Annotated in this window: 9 protein-coding genes; 5 read left to right on the top strand and 4 right to left on the bottom strand. The window is 70.9% G+C overall.

All coding sequences use genetic code 11. The features are described from left to right. Window positions 1–10: 10 nt before the first annotated feature. Complete coding sequence (locus C4B68_RS27445) at window positions 11–2,200, bottom strand: molybdopterin oxidoreductase family protein (RefSeq protein ID WP_099499149.1); 2,190 nt, start codon at window positions 2,198–2,200, stop codon at window positions 11–13. A 197-nt stretch (window positions 2,201–2,397) separates the two neighbouring features. Further along, complete coding sequence (locus tag C4B68_RS27450) at window positions 2,398–3,108, bottom strand: SanA/YdcF family protein (protein ID WP_099499498.1); 711 nt, start codon at window positions 3,106–3,108, stop codon at window positions 2,398–2,400. A gap of 255 nt (window positions 3,109–3,363) precedes the next feature. Here C4B68_RS27450 and C4B68_RS27455 point away from each other — a divergent pair, with 255 nt between their 5' ends. From C4B68_RS27455 to C4B68_RS27475, 5 genes are all read left to right on the top strand, one after another. Further along, complete coding sequence (locus C4B68_RS27455; RefSeq protein ID WP_099499148.1) at window positions 3,364–4,281, top strand: sirohydrochlorin chelatase; 918 nt, start codon at window positions 3,364–3,366, stop codon at window positions 4,279–4,281. A 73-nt stretch (window positions 4,282–4,354) separates the two neighbouring features. Then, a complete protein-coding gene (locus C4B68_RS27460) occupies window positions 4,355–5,725 on the top strand; it encodes a deoxyguanosinetriphosphate triphosphohydrolase (protein ID WP_099499147.1) in 1,371 nt (456 codons plus the stop codon). A 93-nt stretch (window positions 5,726–5,818) separates the two neighbouring features. Continuing rightward, the gene (locus tag C4B68_RS27465) at window positions 5,819–7,084 is read left to right on the top strand and encodes an NAD(P)/FAD-dependent oxidoreductase (RefSeq protein WP_099499146.1); all 1,266 of its coding nucleotides are present in this window, start codon (window positions 5,819–5,821) and stop codon (window positions 7,082–7,084) included. A gap of 148 nt (window positions 7,085–7,232) precedes the next feature. After that, window positions 7,233–9,134: a DNA primase gene (gene dnaG / locus C4B68_RS27470; protein ID WP_099499145.1), complete on the top strand. Its 1,902-nt coding sequence runs from the start codon at window positions 7,233–7,235 to the stop codon at window positions 9,132–9,134. 219 nt (window positions 9,135–9,353) lie between these two features. Next, window positions 9,354–10,652 (top strand): RNA polymerase sigma factor, encoded by a 1,299-nt coding sequence (locus tag C4B68_RS27475; RefSeq protein WP_099499144.1) that lies wholly within the window; start codon window positions 9,354–9,356, stop codon window positions 10,650–10,652. Between the two features lie 113 nt (window positions 10,653–10,765). On the opposite strand, the gene C4B68_RS27480 is transcribed toward C4B68_RS27475, so the two are convergent. Together C4B68_RS27480 and C4B68_RS27485 are read right to left on the bottom strand one after the other, a co-directional pair. Next, window positions 10,766–12,694 carry an ABC transporter ATP-binding protein gene (locus C4B68_RS27480; protein ID WP_099499143.1) on the bottom strand — a complete coding sequence of 643 codons (1,929 nt, stop codon included), beginning with the start codon at window positions 12,692–12,694 and terminating at the stop codon, window positions 10,766–10,768. Continuing rightward, complete coding sequence (locus C4B68_RS27485) at window positions 12,694–14,427, bottom strand: ABC transporter ATP-binding protein (RefSeq protein ID WP_099499142.1); 1,734 nt, start codon at window positions 14,425–14,427, stop codon at window positions 12,694–12,696. The genes C4B68_RS27480 and C4B68_RS27485 overlap by 1 nt, the downstream gene beginning before the upstream one ends. Between the last annotated feature and the right edge of the window lie 213 nt (window positions 14,428–14,640).

The following is a 14,640-nucleotide window of genomic DNA, read 5'->3' on the forward strand; positions in this document are numbered from 1 at the left end:
CCTGCTTCAGCTACTTCACCGCCTCCACCCGCACCGCGCACGCCTTGAACTCCGGCATCCGCGAGGTCGGGTCGAGGGCCGGGTTGGTCAGGGTGTTGGCCCGGCCCTCGCCCGGCCAGTGGAAGGGCATGAAGACGGTGTCGGGGCGGATGGCGGTCGTGATCCGCGCGGGCGCCACGGCGCGGCCGCGCCGCGACACCACCGCCACCGCGTCCCCCTCCCCGGCGCCCAGCCGCTCGGCCAGCCGCGGGTGCATCTCGACGAACGGCCCGGGCGCGGCCGCGTTCAGCTCGTCGACGCGCCGCGTCTGCGCCCCCGACTGGTACTGCGCGACCACCCGCCCGGTGGTCAGCAGCACCGGGTACGCGTCGTCCGGCTCCTCGGCCATCGGCCGATGGGAGACGGGGACGAAGCGCGCCCGGCCGTCCTCGGTGGCGAAACGGTCGAGGAAGAGGCGGGGTGTGCCGGGGTGCGCCGCGTCACCGGCCCCGTCACCGCCTCCGTCACCGGTGGGCTCGCGCGCCGGGTCGTCCTGGAGTACGTCGAGTGAGGCGTCCTCGCAGTCGTCCGCCGCCTCGAGCGCCGGACAGGGCCAGAACACCCCGCTCTCCTCGGCGAGGCGCCGGTAGGTGATCCCCGAGTAGTCCGCGGGCCCGCCCGCGCTCGCCCGGCGCAACTCGTCGAAGACCTCCTCCGGGTCCGTCGGGAAACCCTTCTCCACACCGAGGCGGGCGGCCAGTTCATGCAGGACGTCGAGGTCGCTGCGTACGCCCTCGGGAGGAGTGATCGCCCGGCGGCGGAGGAGGACACGGCCCTCCAGGTTCGTGGTCGTGCCCGTCTCCTCGGCCCACTGGGTGACCGGCAGGACGACGTCCGCGAGCGCCGCCGTCTCCGACAGCACCACATCCGCGACCGCCAGGAAGTCCAGGGACGTCAGGCGTTCCTCGATGTGCGCGGCGCGCGGCGCGGACACCACCGGGTTCGAGCCCATCAGCAGCAGCGCGCGGATGTCCGTACCCAGCGCGTCGAGAAGTTCGTACGCGCTCCGCCCCGGCCCCGGCAGCGAGTCCGGGTCCACGCCCCACACCTCGGCCACATGGCGCCGCGCCGCCGGGTCCGTCAGCTTGCGGTAGCCGGGCAACTGGTCGGCCTTCTGGCCGTGTTCACGCCCGCCCTGCCCGTTGCCCTGCCCGGTCAGGCAGCCGTACCCGGACAGCGGACGCCCCGAACGGCCCGTCGCCAGACACAGGTTGATCCACGCGCCCACCGTGTCCGTGCCTTTGGACTGCTGCTCGGGCCCGCGCGCGGTGAGCACCATCGCGGCCTCCGGCTCGCAGAACAGCCGTACCGCTTCCCGGAGTTGGGGCACGGACACGCCCGTGATCCGCTCCACGTACTCCGGCCAGTGCGCCATGGCCGCCGCCCGCGCCTCCTCCCAGCCGTTCGTACGGTCCTGGATGTACGCCTCGTCGGTACGTCCCTCCGCCACCACGAGGTGCAGCAGGCCCAGCGCCAGCGCCAGGTCCGTACCCGGGCGCGGGGCCAGATGCAGGTCCGCCTGCTCGGCCGTACGGGTCCGGCGTGGGTCGATGACGATCAGAGTGCCGCCGTTCTCCTTCAGCTCGGTGAGGTAGCGCAGTGCGGGCGGCATCGTCTCGGCGAGATTGGAGCCGACGAGGATGACGCAGCCGGTCTTCGGGATGTCCTCCAGGGGGAAGGGGAGGCCCCGGTCCAGGCCGAAGGCCTTGATGCCGGCCGCCGCCGCGGACGACATGCAGAAGCGGCCGTTGTAGTCGATCTGCGAGGTGCCGAGGGCGACGCGGGCGAACTTTCCGAGGGCGTACGCCTTCTCGTTCGTCAGTCCGCCGCCGCCGAACACTCCGCACGCGTCCGGGCCATGCTCCGTGCGCGTGCGGGACAGTTCCCCGGCGATGCGGTCGAGGGCCTCGTCCCAGGTCGCGGGGACCAGGACGCCGTCGTTGCGGACGAGCGGGGAGGTCAGGCGCACGCGGGACGAGAGCAGTGCGGGTGCCGTGCGGCCCTTACCGCACAGGGCGCCGCGGTTTACCGGGAAGTCCGCGCGCTCGGTTACCTCGACGCCTGCGCCTGCGCCGCCGCCTTCGTCGGGCGTGGGCGTCAGATTCATCCCGCACTGGAGGGCGCAGTACGGGCAGTGGGTGGGCGTCGCGGAGTTCGGCATACCGTTCAGCGTGCGGCGGGCGTGTTACGTGCCGGGGCGGGGGGCGTTACGTGGCCGGGACGGGGGCCTCCCGGGCGGGGGTGGGGGGTGGTGAGGTCCTGGCGCACAGTGGGTTTCGCCCCCTCCGCCCCTCCCCTTCCCCTACCTGGGGGCTGCCGCCCCCAGACCCCCGCCTATCGGCCTGAACGGCCTCGTCCTCAAACGCCGGACGGGCTGAAACCCAGCGCTCGCGCGATCCCCGGCTCCTTCGGCCCCAGGAACCGTGGGTCCGGTTCGAACAGTGCGTCCAGTGCCGCCTTCCCCGCGGCGAAGAGCTCGCGGGCTCCCCCGTAGTACCACGTGGTGTCGTGCGGCTCGTCGACGCCGATGCCGTGCGACGAGACGCCCGCGGCCTGGCAGAGGGCGACGGCGCGGCGGATGTGGAAGCCCTGGCTGATCAGGACGGCGCGGTCGACGCCGAAGATCTTCTTCGCGCGGACGCAGGAGTCCCAGGTGTCGAAGCCCGCGTAGTCGGAGACGATGCGCCGGTCGGGCACGCCACGCGCGGTGAGGTACGTGCGCATGGCGTCCGGCTCGTCGTAGTCCGCGCGGCTGTTGTCCCCGGTGACGAGGACGACCTTGATCTGCCCGGCGCGGTACAGCTGCGCCGCCGCGTCGAGGCGGTGGGCGAGGTAGGGCGACGGCTCGCCGTCCCACAGGCCGGCGCCGAAGACCACGGCGACGTCGGTGCGCGGGGCGTCCGCCGTCGTCCGGAGGCGGTCTCCCGTCGATACGTACATCCAGGTCGCGGGCAGCAGCGCGAGGACGCACAGCAGCATGAACCCCTGCACGGCCCGCCGCTGCCCGCTCCGGGTGCGGGGCAGGCGCGGCAGCCGGAGCATGCGCGATAGCCGGAGCGGGCGCGGCATGCGCAGGTTCGGCAGCTTCGGACGGCGTATCAGGCGGCGGCGCATCGGACGGTCCCCTTCCCAGGTGGCCTCGCCCCAGGAGGACGCGCTCCGCGATGATCCGGTTCGCATCACGGAGTGATCAGATTCAGTCCCGGAGCCGTCGGCGCAGGTCGCGAACGCTCACACACGCCGTGCGTCCCATCGTGAAGCCCCGGAAAACACCCGTCATGCCCGTGCAATCGCGGCGCAACGTCGTACCGGCAGGATCGCTCCATGACGGCGTCGAACCCTTCCCGCGACGATTCCCCGCACCACCCCGGTGGCGAGCAGCCGCCCGGCGGCCACCTCGACAGTACGGCGCAAATCATGAACCGGATCAGCGGCCAGCTCGGCAGTCAGCTCAGCCTCGTCTCCCGCAACGGCACGCGCCGGGCGGCGCCGCCCGCGCTCGTCCTCGTGGGGCACGGCAGCCGCGACCCCCGCGCGCTGAGCACCGTACGAAGCCTGATCGAGCGGGTGCGTGAGCTGCGGCCCCACCTGCCGGTGCACCTGGGGCACATAGAGCTGAACGAGCCCCTGCTGCCCGACACGCTCGCCGCGCTGCGCACGGGCGACGCCGTCCTCGTCCCGCTGCTGCTCAGCCGCGGCTACCACGTCAAGCAGGACATTCCTGACGCCGCGGCCGCCGCGCCCCACGTCCGTACCCGCGTCGCCGCCCCGCTCGGCCCGCACCCGCTGCTCGTGGAGACGCTGTACGGGCGGCTCGTCGAGGCCGGATGGCGGACGCGGATGAGCGACTCCGCCCGCCGCGCGAGCGCGGTCGTGCTCGCCGCCGCCGGTTCCCGCGACCCCGACGCGGCCGTCGACACGCGCCGCACCGCCCAGCTGCTCGCCGAACGCCTCGGCGTTCCGGTCGTCCCGGCGTACGCGTCCGCCGCCGCGCCCACCGTGCCCGCGGCCCTGCGCGCCCTCGCCGCCCGCGGCCGCCACCGGATCGCCGTCGCCTCCTACTTCACCGCCCCCGGCCGCTTCGCCACCCAGTGCGCCGAGGCCGCCCCCTGGATCGCCGCCGACCCGCTGGGCGACCACCCGGCGATGGCCCGCCTCGTCCTGCACCGCTACGACCAGGCCGTCGCGACCCCCGAGCGCGCCCCCGAGCCCGCCCCCGAGAGCGCACTGGCCTCGGCCTGAACCGGACGGCCGCACCCCGCCGCTCGCCGCCGACTACGTCCCGATCGTCACCGCCTGCGTTTACTGTCGGTGCATGGAAGGCACTGCACCGAAGGCATACGAGAACCACGCGGCATACGAGAACCACGCGGCATACGAGAACCACGCGGCGTACGGCGGGTACGACGACTCCGCCGTCGAGCGCTGGGCCGTCGAGCCCGACAAACGCCCCGGGCGCACCGCCTTCCAGCGCGACCGCGCGCGCGTGCTGCACTCCGCCGCCCTGCGACGGCTCGCCGGAAAGACCCAGGTCGTCACCCCCGGCACCCGAAGCCAGGTGTGGGACGCCAGCCCGCGTACGCGTCTGACGCACTCCCTGGAGTGCGCCCAGGTCGGCCGCGAGCTGGGCGCCGCGCTCGGCTGCGACCCCGACCTGGTCGAGGCGGCCTGCCTCTCGCACGACCTGGGCCATCCGCCCTTCGGGCACAACGGCGAACAGGCGCTGAACGAGTTCGCGGAGGACTGCGGCGGCTTCGAGGGCAACGCGCAGTCCCTGCGGCTGCTCGCGCGGATCGAGCCCAAGCGATTCGTACCGGACAACGACACAGGGGAACTGGTCAGCGTGGGCCTCAACCTCACCCGCGCCGTCCTCGACGCCGCCACCAAGTACCCGTGGCCGCGCGGCGCCCACCCCACCGACGCCACGTCGTCGAAATTCGGGGTCTACGAGGACGACCGTCCCGTCTTCGACTGGGTCCGCAAGGGCGCCCCGGGCACCCGTACGTGCTTCGAGGCCCAGGTCATGGACTGGTCGGACGACGTGGCGTACTCGGTGCACGACGTCGAGGACGGTCTGCACGCGGGCCACATCGACCCCAACTGCCTGCAGGCCGAGCCCGAGCGGCAGGAGATCTTCGCGGTGGCCATCGGGCGGTACGTGCCCGCGGACACGGATCCCGCCGAGCTGGCCGAGGCCCTCGACCGGCTCCTCGACCAGGAGTGGTGGCCGCACGGATACGACGGAACGGCCGTCGCGCAGGCCCGGCTGAAGGACGCCACCAGCCAGCTCATCGGCCGCTTCTGCCTGGCCGCGGAGGGCGCCACGCGCGAGACGTACGGCAGCGGGCGGCTCACGCGGTACGGCGCCGAACTCGTCGTACCGAAAGGCGCGCGCTATGAATGCGCGGTCCTCAAGGCGGTCGCCGACCGGTACGTCATGCAGCGCGCCGAGCAGGAACGGTTGCGCGCCAATCAGCGGATCGTCGTCGCCGAGCTGGCCGAGGCGCTCACGGCCCGCGCGCCCGACGGACTGGATCCGCAGTTCCGGGCGCTGTTCGACCAGGCGACCGAGGACCGCGCCCGCAAGCGGGTGATCGTCGACCAGATCGCCTCGCTCACCGACGCCTCGGCGCGTTCCCTGCATCTCAGGCTCACCACGCGTTCCCATGGGGGCCGTGGAGTGTGACCCTGCGTGGCCTGATCGGGCCACTCCCTCTTCCCGCATCACGCTGCGTGCGGGACGCTCGCATGTGGCGACATCCTTACGAGGAGGCATCAAGTGGTCGACGCGGATCAGACATTCGTCATCGTCGGAGGAGGTCTCGCCGGCGCCAAGGCGGCCGAGACGCTCCGAACGGAGGGCTTCACCGGCCGCGTGATACTGATCTGCGACGAACGCGACCACCCGTACGAACGCCCGCCGTTGTCCAAGGGCTATCTCCTCGGCAAGGAGGAGCGCGACAGCGTCTTCGTGCACGAACCCGGGTGGTACGCCCAGAACGACGTCGAGCTGCATCTCGGCCAGACCGTCGACGCCATCGACCGCGCCGCGAAGACCGTCCGCTTCGGTGACGACGGCACCCTCGTCCAGTACGACAAGCTGCTCCTCGCGACCGGCGCGGAGCCCCGGCGCCTGGAGATTCCGGGTACCGACCTCGCCGGCGTCCACCACCTGCGCCGCCTCGCCCACGCCGAGCGGCTGAAAAGCGTCCTCACCAACCTCGGCCGCGACAACGGCCACATCGTGATCGCGGGCGCCGGCTGGATCGGCCTGGAGGTCGCGGCCGCCGCCCGGGAGTACGGCGCCGAGGTCACCGTCGTCGAACCCGAGCCCACCCCGCTGCACGCGGTGCTCGGACCCGAGCTCGGCCAGCTCTTCGCCGAGCTGCACCGCGAGCACGGCGTCCGCTTCCACTTCGGCGTCCGGCTCACCGAGATCGTCGGCCAGGACGGCGTGGTGCTCGCCGCCCGCACCGACGACGGGGAGGAACACCCCGCCCACGACGTCCTCGCGGCCATCGGTGCGGCGCCGCGCACCGGGCTCGCCGAGGCCGCGGGCCTCACCCTCGTCGACCGCGCGCACGGCGGCGGCATCGCGGTCGACGAGCGGCTGCGCACCTCCGACCCCGACATCTACGCCGCCGGTGACGTCGCCGCCTTCCACCACCCGCTCTTCGGCACCCGGCTGCGCGTGGAGCACTGGGCCAACGCCCTGAACGGCGGACCGGCCGCCGCCCGCTCGATGCTGGGCCGCGAGACGACGTACGACCGCGTGCCCTATTTCTTCTCCGACCAGTACGACGTGGGGATGGAGTACTCCGGCTGGGCGCCTCCCGGGTCGTACGACCAAGTGGTGATCCGGGGTGATGCGGGCAAGCGGGAGTTCATCGCCTTCTGGGAGAAGGAGGGGCGGGTGCTGGCCGGGATGAACGTGAATGTGTGGGACGTCACGGAGCCGATCCAGCGGCTGATCCGATCCCGGGCCCAGGTGGACACCGACGCCCTCGCCGACCCGCACGTTCCGCTGGACAGCCTGGTCCCGTGACGGTCCGGCCTCGTCCCGTGACGGACGGCGGCGCTGGACTGTCACACCGCCCCCGTGCTGTGATTCCCGGGGGACAACCCCCGGACCCCCGGCCGGGGGGCGTTCACCTCGCCCCATGAGTGTCAGTTCGGCCCCGTAGAATCACCTCGTGGCTGGAAGGATCAACGACGAGGACGTGAAGGCGGTTCGGGACGCGGTCCCGATCGACGCCGTGGTGTCCGAGTACCTCCAGCTGCGCAACGCGGGCGGCGGAAACCTGAAAGGTCTCTGCCCCTTCCACGACGAGAAGTCCCCGTCCTTCCAGGTCAGCCCGAGCAAGGGCCTCTTCCACTGCTTCGGCTGCCAGGAGGGCGGCGACACCATCACGTTCGTGATGAAGGTCGACCACCTCTCCTTCTCGGAGGCGGTCGAGCGCCTCGCCGGCCAGGCCGGCATCACCCTGCGGTACGAGGAGGGCGGGTACAACCCCGCCCACCAGCGCGGCGAGCGCATCCGCCTGGTCGAGGCGCACAAGGTCGCCGCGCAGTTCTACATCGAGCAGCTCGACACCAGCCCCGAGGCCGACACGGGCCGCAAGTTCCTCGCCGAGCGTGGTTTTGACCAGGCCGCCGCCGCCCACTTCGGCGTCGGCTACAGCCCGCAGGGCTGGGACCACCTCACCCGCTATCTGCGCGGCAAGGGCTTCACCGACAAGGAGCTGGTCGTCTCCGGCCTCTCCCAGGAGGGCCGCCGCGGCCCCATCGACCGCTTCCGCGGCCGCCTCATGTGGCCGATCCGCGACATCGGCGGCGAGGTCGTCGGCTTCGGCGCCCGCAAGCTGTACGAGTCGGACAACGGCCCGAAGTACCTCAACACCCCCGAGACGGCGATCTACAAGAAGTCCCAGGTCCTGTACGGCATCGACCTGGCGAAGAAGGAGATCGCGAAGTCGAGCCGGGCCGTGGTGGTCGAGGGCTACACGGACGTCATGGCCTGCCACCTCGCCGGCGTGACCACGGCCATCGCCACCTGCGGTACGGCCTTCGGCGGCGACCACATCAAGATCCTCCGCCGGCTCCTGATGGACAACGGCTCGGCGCGCGTGATCTTCACCTTCGACGGAGACGCGGCCGGCCAGAAGGCCGCCCTGCGCGCCTTCGAGGACGACCAGAAGTTCGCCGCCGAGACGTACATCGCCATCGCCCCCGACGGCATGGACCCCTGTGAGCTGCGCCTCGCCAAGGGCGACGAGGCGGTCGCCGACCTGGCCGAACCCCGAACCCCGCTCTTCGAGTTCGCCCTGCGCCAGATCGTCCTGCGGTACGACCTGGAGACCCCGGCCGGGCGTGCGGCCGCGCTCGACGAGGCGGCGCCCATCGTCGCCCGCATCAAGAACAGCGGCGCACAGCACGAGGTCGCCGTGCAGCTCGCGGGCATGCTCGGCATCCTCGACACCCAGTTCGTGGTCAAGCGGGTGGCCCAGCTGGCCCGTTGGGCCCGCGACCGCGGCGGCAAGGGCCCGGCCCCGACCGGACCCCGGTCCCCGCAGACGTACGCCTCCGTCCAGGCAACCATCGGCGGCCCGGCGCTCAACCTGCGCAACCCCGTGTTCGCCACCGAGCGCGAGCTGCTCAAACTCGCCCTCCAGCAGCCCGAATTGGTCTCCCCGGCGTTCGACGCGTACGGGATCGACGAGTTCACCGCCCCGCCGTACGCGGCCGTACGCCTGGCGATCATGGAAGCGGGCGGCGCCGAGTACGGCGTGCAGGACCCTCAGGAGTATCTGGTCCGGGTCCGTGAGACCGCCCCGGACGACGCGGTGCGCGCGATGGTCACAGAGCTGGCCGTGGAGGCGATCCTGCGCAGGACGGTCGACGAGAACTACGCGGGCGAACAGCTGGTCACCGTCCGCCGACGGGCCGTCGCCCGCCGCATCACGGACCTCCAGAGCGCGTTCGCCCGCCTGGGCCCGCACGGCGACCCGGCCCAGGCGGCCGCCGTGCAGAACGAGTTGATGATCCTCCAGCGGTACGACAGGGCACTGCAGGAGCAGGGTCCGGGCGCGCTCTGAGCCGGGACGACCTGTTCCCGCGGCGGGTGCCCTGCCTGCGGGGCCCCGAAGCCGGACGGCCCCCGCGCACATGCCAATCCCGTACGCCCTTCAAAGGGTTTCGCGCGGCGTGAGCTGCGTACTCGGTCGACTGAGTAACCGCGCGGTCACGGACCGGACGCAAAAAGTCATCGCACGCCCCTCGTGGCGGCGATGTGTCGTACTCCACACTGGGTTCCGGTGCCTGAGTCCTCGGAGCGCGGCCGACCCGCACGCGACGGGTTCCTGATCCCCGCGGTTCCGCCAAACGACTACGGGATGGACAGCGGCGAGGCCGTCGTCCCCATCCCCGACGTACCGCTGCCGCACGCCTCAGCAGCGACATTCCTGGAGGTCGCCCCCGTGCAGACCCAGACCCTCACCCAGACCGACAACACCGTCGCCACGGACGCGAATGCCGACGTCGTCGGGGCGGTACCCGCGCAGAGCCGTGCCGCGCTCCACCCCGAGACGGATCCGGAGGGCCCGCCCGAGCCGCCGATCGGGGCCGTCGACGTAGAGACAGCACCCGAGGCCGAGGCGCCCGAGCCCGTCGAACTGCCCCGAGGCCGCACCGCCGACACCGGTGGCCCCTCGTCCGACCTGTTCCGCCAGTATCTGCGGGAGATCGGACGGATTCCGCTGCTCACCGCGGCCGAGGAGGTGGAACTCGCCCGCCGCGTCGAGGCCGGTCTCTTCGCCGAGGAGAAGCTCCGCCTCACCCCCGACCTGGACAGCCAGCTCGCCCTCGACCTGGACAGGCTGGTCGTCATGGGCCGGATGGCCAAGCGCCGTCTCATCGAGGCGAACCTGCGACTCGTCGTCTCCGTCGCCAAGCGGTATGTGGGCCGCGGGCTGACCATGCTCGACCTCGTCCAGGAGGGGAATCTCGGGCTCATCCGGGCCGTCGAGAAGTTCGACTACGCGCGTGGGTACAAGTTCTCGACGTACGCGACCTGGTGGATCCGCCAGGCCATGTCCCGTGCGCTCGCCGACCAGGCCCGGACGATCCGCGTCCCGGTGCACGTGGTCGAGTTGATCAACCGGGTCGTCCGGGTGCAGCGGCGGATGCTCCAGGAGCGGGGGTACGAGCCGACGCCGGAAGAGGTCGCGGCGCATCTGGACCTGCCGGCGGAACGCGTGAGCGAGGTCCTTCGTCTGGCCCAGGAGCCCGTGTCCCTGCACGCGCCCGTGGGGGAGGAGGACGACGTGGCCCTCGGCGACCTCATCGAGGACGGGGACGCGACCTCGCCGGTCGAGTCGGCGGCGTTCCTGCTGCTCAGGGAGCACCTGGAGGCTGTGCTGTCGACGTTGGGCGAGCGTGAGCGGAAGGTCGTCCAACTCCGGTACGGGCTCGCGGACGGGCGTCCGCGCACCCTTGAGGAGATAGGCCGCATTTTCGGGGTGACCCGCGAGCGCATCCGCCAGATCGAGTCCAAGACCCTCAACAAGCTGAGGGACCACGCCTTCGCGGATCAGCTGCGGGGCTATCTGGACTGAGGGGATTTTTCTCGCCCCCGCCGCCCCTACCCATTCCCGTCACTTGGGGGCTCCGCCCCCAAACACCCGCTCCTCAAACGCCGGAGGGGCTGAGCCCCTCCGGCGTTCGGGGGCTAATCCACCTCGGCCACGGCCTGCGCGAACTGGGCCTTGTAAAGGCGGGCGTACGCGCCGCCCGAGGCGAGCAGCTCCGCATGCGCGCCCTGTTCCACGATCGCCCCGTTCTCCATCACCAGAATCGTGTCGGCGTCCCGGATCGTGGAGAGCCTATGCGCGATGACGAACGACGTACGGCCATGCGCGAGCTTGGCCATCGCCTTCTGGATCAACACCTCCGTACGCGTGTCGACCGAACTCGTCGCCTCGTCCAGCACCAGAATCACCGGATCCGACAGGAACGCCCGAGCGATCGTGATCAGCTGCTTCTCACCCGCGCTCACCCCGGTTCCCTCGTCGTCGATCACGGTGTCGTACCCGTCCGGCAGCGTACGAATGAACCGGTCCGCGTGGGCGGCCCGCGCCGCCTCCTCGATCTCCCCGCGCGAAACCTCCCGCGAGGCCCCGTACGCGATGTTCTCGGCGATCGTCCCCCCGAACAGCCAGGTGTCCTGGAGCACCATGCCGATCCCGGACCGGAGTTCGTCCCGGGACATGGACGCGATGTCGACGCCGTCGAGGGTGATGCGCCCGCCGGTGACGTCGTAGAACCGCATCAGCAGGTTCACCAGGGTCGTCTTGCCGGCGCCCGTGGGGCCGACGATGGCCACCGTGTGGCCGGGCTCCACCTTCAGTGAGAGGTCCTCGATCAGCGGCTTCTCGGGGGCGTACCGGAAGGACACGTTCTGCAGTGCCACCCGCCCGGTCAGTTCGTCGGGGCGGGCCGCCGGTACCGGGTCGGCCTCCTGCTCCTCCGCGTCCAGCAGCTCGAAGATCCGCTCGGCCGAAGCCACCCCGGACTGCACGAGGTTCGCCATCGACGCGACCTGCGTCAGCGGCATGGAGAACTGGCGGGAGTACTGGATGAAGGCCTGTACGTCGCCGATCGACAGCGAACCCGACGCGACCCGCAGTCCGCCGACCACCGCCACCAGCACATAGTTCAGGTTCGACACGAACATCATCAGCGGCTGCATGACCCCGCTGTTGAACTGCGCCTTGAACCCGGCCTCGTACAACTTCTCGTTCTCCTCGGCGAACTGCGCCGCCGACTCGTCCTGCCGCCCGAACACCTTCACCAGGGTGTGCCCGGTGTACATCTCCTCGATGTGGGCGTTGAGCTTGCCGGTGGTGCGCCACTGCTGCACGAAGTGCGGCTGCGACCGCTTGCCGATGCGTGTGGCGACGTAGAAGGACAACGGCACCGTGACCAGCGCCACCACGGCGAGGAGCGGTGAGACCCAGAACATCATCGCCAGCACGCCCACGATGGTGAGCAGGGAGTTGACCAGCTGGCCCAGCGACTGCTGCAGCGTCTGCCCGATGTTGTCGATGTCGTTCGTAGCGCGGCTGAGCACCTCACCGCGCTGCCGCTTGTCGAAGTACGAGAGGGGCAGGCGCGACAGCTTCGTCTGCAGGTCCTCGCGCATGCGGTACATGGTCCGGTTGACGGCCCGGTTCACCAGACGCGTCGCCACCGCCATCAGCAGTCCGGCCAGCAGGAAAGCGCCGAGCGCGAGCAGCAGTACGTTCCCGACGGCACCGAAGTCGATGCCCTGGCCGGGGGTGAAGTCCGTCCCCGACAGCATGTCGGCGACGCCGCCGTCGCCGCGCTCGCGCATCGAGGCGAGGACCTCGGCCTTCGAGGGGCCCGGCTGCATCTCGCGGCCGATGATGCCCGCGAAGACGAGGTCGGTGGCCTTGCCGAGGATCTTCGGGCCGACCACCGAGAGCGCGACGCTCAGGACGACGGCGACCAGCATCACGTACAGGGTGACGCGTTCGGGCTTGAACTGTGCGAGGAGCCGTTTTCCGGACCCCTTGAAATCGATCGAGTGCTGATCAGGGCCGCCCCCGGCCATCATCCGCCCCATCGGCCCTGCCATCAGGCAGCCTCCGCTTCCGTCAGCTGGGAGAGCACGATCTCCCGGTAGGTCTCGTTGTCCGCCATCAGTTCGTGGTGCCGTCCGGTGCCGACGACCCGGCCCTCGTCGAGGACCACGATCCGGTCGGCGTCCCGGATGGTCGACACCCGCTGGGCGACGATCACGACGGTCGCCTCGGCGGTCTCCTCGGCGAGTGCCGCGCGCAGGGCGGCGTCGGTCGCGTAGTCGAGCGCGGAGAAGGAGTCGTCGAAGAGGTAGATCTCCGGGCGCTGCACGAGGGTGCGGGCGATGGCCAGACGCTGGCGCTGGCCGCCCGACACGTTGGTGCCGCCCTGCGCGATCGGCGAGTCCAGGCCGTTCTCCAGGGCCTCGACGAAGTCCTTGGCCTGCGCCACCTCCAGCGCGTGCCACAGCTCCTCGTCGGTCGCGTCCGGATTGCCGTACCGCAGGTTCGTGGCGACCGTGCCCGCGAAGAGGTACGGCTTCTGGGGGACGAGACCGACCGTCCTGGCCAGCAGCTTCGGCTCGATGGCCGACACGTCCACACCGTCGACGAGCACCTCGCCGTCCGTGGCGTCGAAGAGGCGGGGGACCAGGCCGAGCAGGGTGGACTTGCCGCTGCCGGTGGACCCGATCACGGCCGTCACCTCGCCGGGCCGCGCCACCAGGTCGATGGCCTTCAGCACCGGCTCCTCGGCGCCCGGATAGCCGAACCCGGCCCCGCGGATCTCCAGGTGACCGTGGCGGCGCAGCTCGATGACGGGCGCGGCCGGCGGGACCACGCTGCTGTCGGTGTCCAGGACATCCTGGATGCGCTCGGCGCAGACCTCGGCACGCGGCACCATCATGAACATGAAGGTGGCCATCATCACGGACATCACGATCTGCATGAGGTAGGCGAGGAACGCGGTCAGGTCGCCGATCTGCATACCGCCGCTGTCGATGCGGTGGGCGCCGAACCAGACGACCGCGATGGACGACAGGTTCACCACCGTCATCACGATCGGGAACATCAGCGCCATCATCCGGCCGGTGGCCAGCGACACGTCCGTCAGCTCGGTGTTGGCGCCGCCGAAGCGCTCCTTCTCGTAGTCGTCGCGCACGAAGGCGCGGATCACGCGGTTGCCGGTGATCTGCTCGCGCAGCACCTGGTTCACCTTGTCCAGACGGACCTGCATCGTGCGGAACAGGGGGTGCAGCCTGCGCACGATGAGGCCCACGGAGATGCCGAGGACGGGCACCACGCCGACGAGCACCAAGGACAGCGGCAGGTCCAGGCCGAGGGCCAGGATGATGCCGCCCACGCACATGATCGGCGCCGACACCAGCAGGGTGAACGTCATCAGGGCGAGCATCTGCACCTGCTGGACGTCATTGGTGGTCCGGGTGATCAGTGACGGTGCCCCGAAGTGGCCGACCTCGCGGGCCGAGAAGGACTGGACGCGGTCGAAGACGGCCCCGCGGATGTCCCGGCCGACAGCCGACGCCGTACGGGCGCCGTAGTAGACGGCCCCGATGCTGCAGACCACCTGCGCCAGCGAAATACCGATCATGAGGGTGCCGTAGGACAGGATGTAACCCGTGTCACCCTCCACGACACCGTTGTCAATGAGGTGCGCGTTCAGCGTGGGCAGGTAGAGGGTGGCGCAGGTCTGCAGGAACTGCAGCAGCACCAGCAGCGCGATGGGCTTCTTGTACGGACTGAGGTAGGTCCGCAGGAGTCGTATGAGCACGCGGGGTCTCTCGGAATCGTCGACGGCGGGGTGATCGGCAGGCGATCGGCAGGCGATCACCCGGCGGTCGGCAAGCGACCGGCGGGCGAGGGGTGGTGCACCAGCCCCTATCGTCGAACATTCCACCCGTGTTACTTCAACTGATTAACCCAAGAGCGGTCCAAGAATGGACCAGAACTCGGCCCTGGGGACTAGGCCGTTGGGGACGCTCGG

The organism is Streptomyces dengpaensis (genome assembly GCF_002946835.1).
GTDB classification, from domain to species: Bacteria; Actinomycetota; Actinomycetes; order Streptomycetales; family Streptomycetaceae; genus Streptomyces; species Streptomyces dengpaensis.

Coding starts and splice junctions, on each gene's coding strand:
- C4B68_RS27480 (WP_099499143.1), bottom strand. CDS start 12,694: ATGGCAGGGCCGATGGGGCGGATGATGGCCGGGGGCGGCCCTGATCAG.
- C4B68_RS27460 (WP_099499147.1), top strand. CDS start 4,355: ATGGAAGGCACTGCACCGAAGGCATACGAGAACCACGCGGCATACGAG.
- C4B68_RS27445 (WP_099499149.1), bottom strand. CDS start 2,200: ATGCCGAACTCCGCGACGCCCACCCACTGCCCGTACTGCGCCCTCCAG.
- C4B68_RS27450 (WP_099499498.1), bottom strand. CDS start 3,108: ATGCCGCGCCCGCTCCGGCTATCGCGCATGCTCCGGCTGCCGCGCCTG.
- C4B68_RS27455 (WP_099499148.1), top strand. CDS start 3,364: ATGACGGCGTCGAACCCTTCCCGCGACGATTCCCCGCACCACCCCGGT.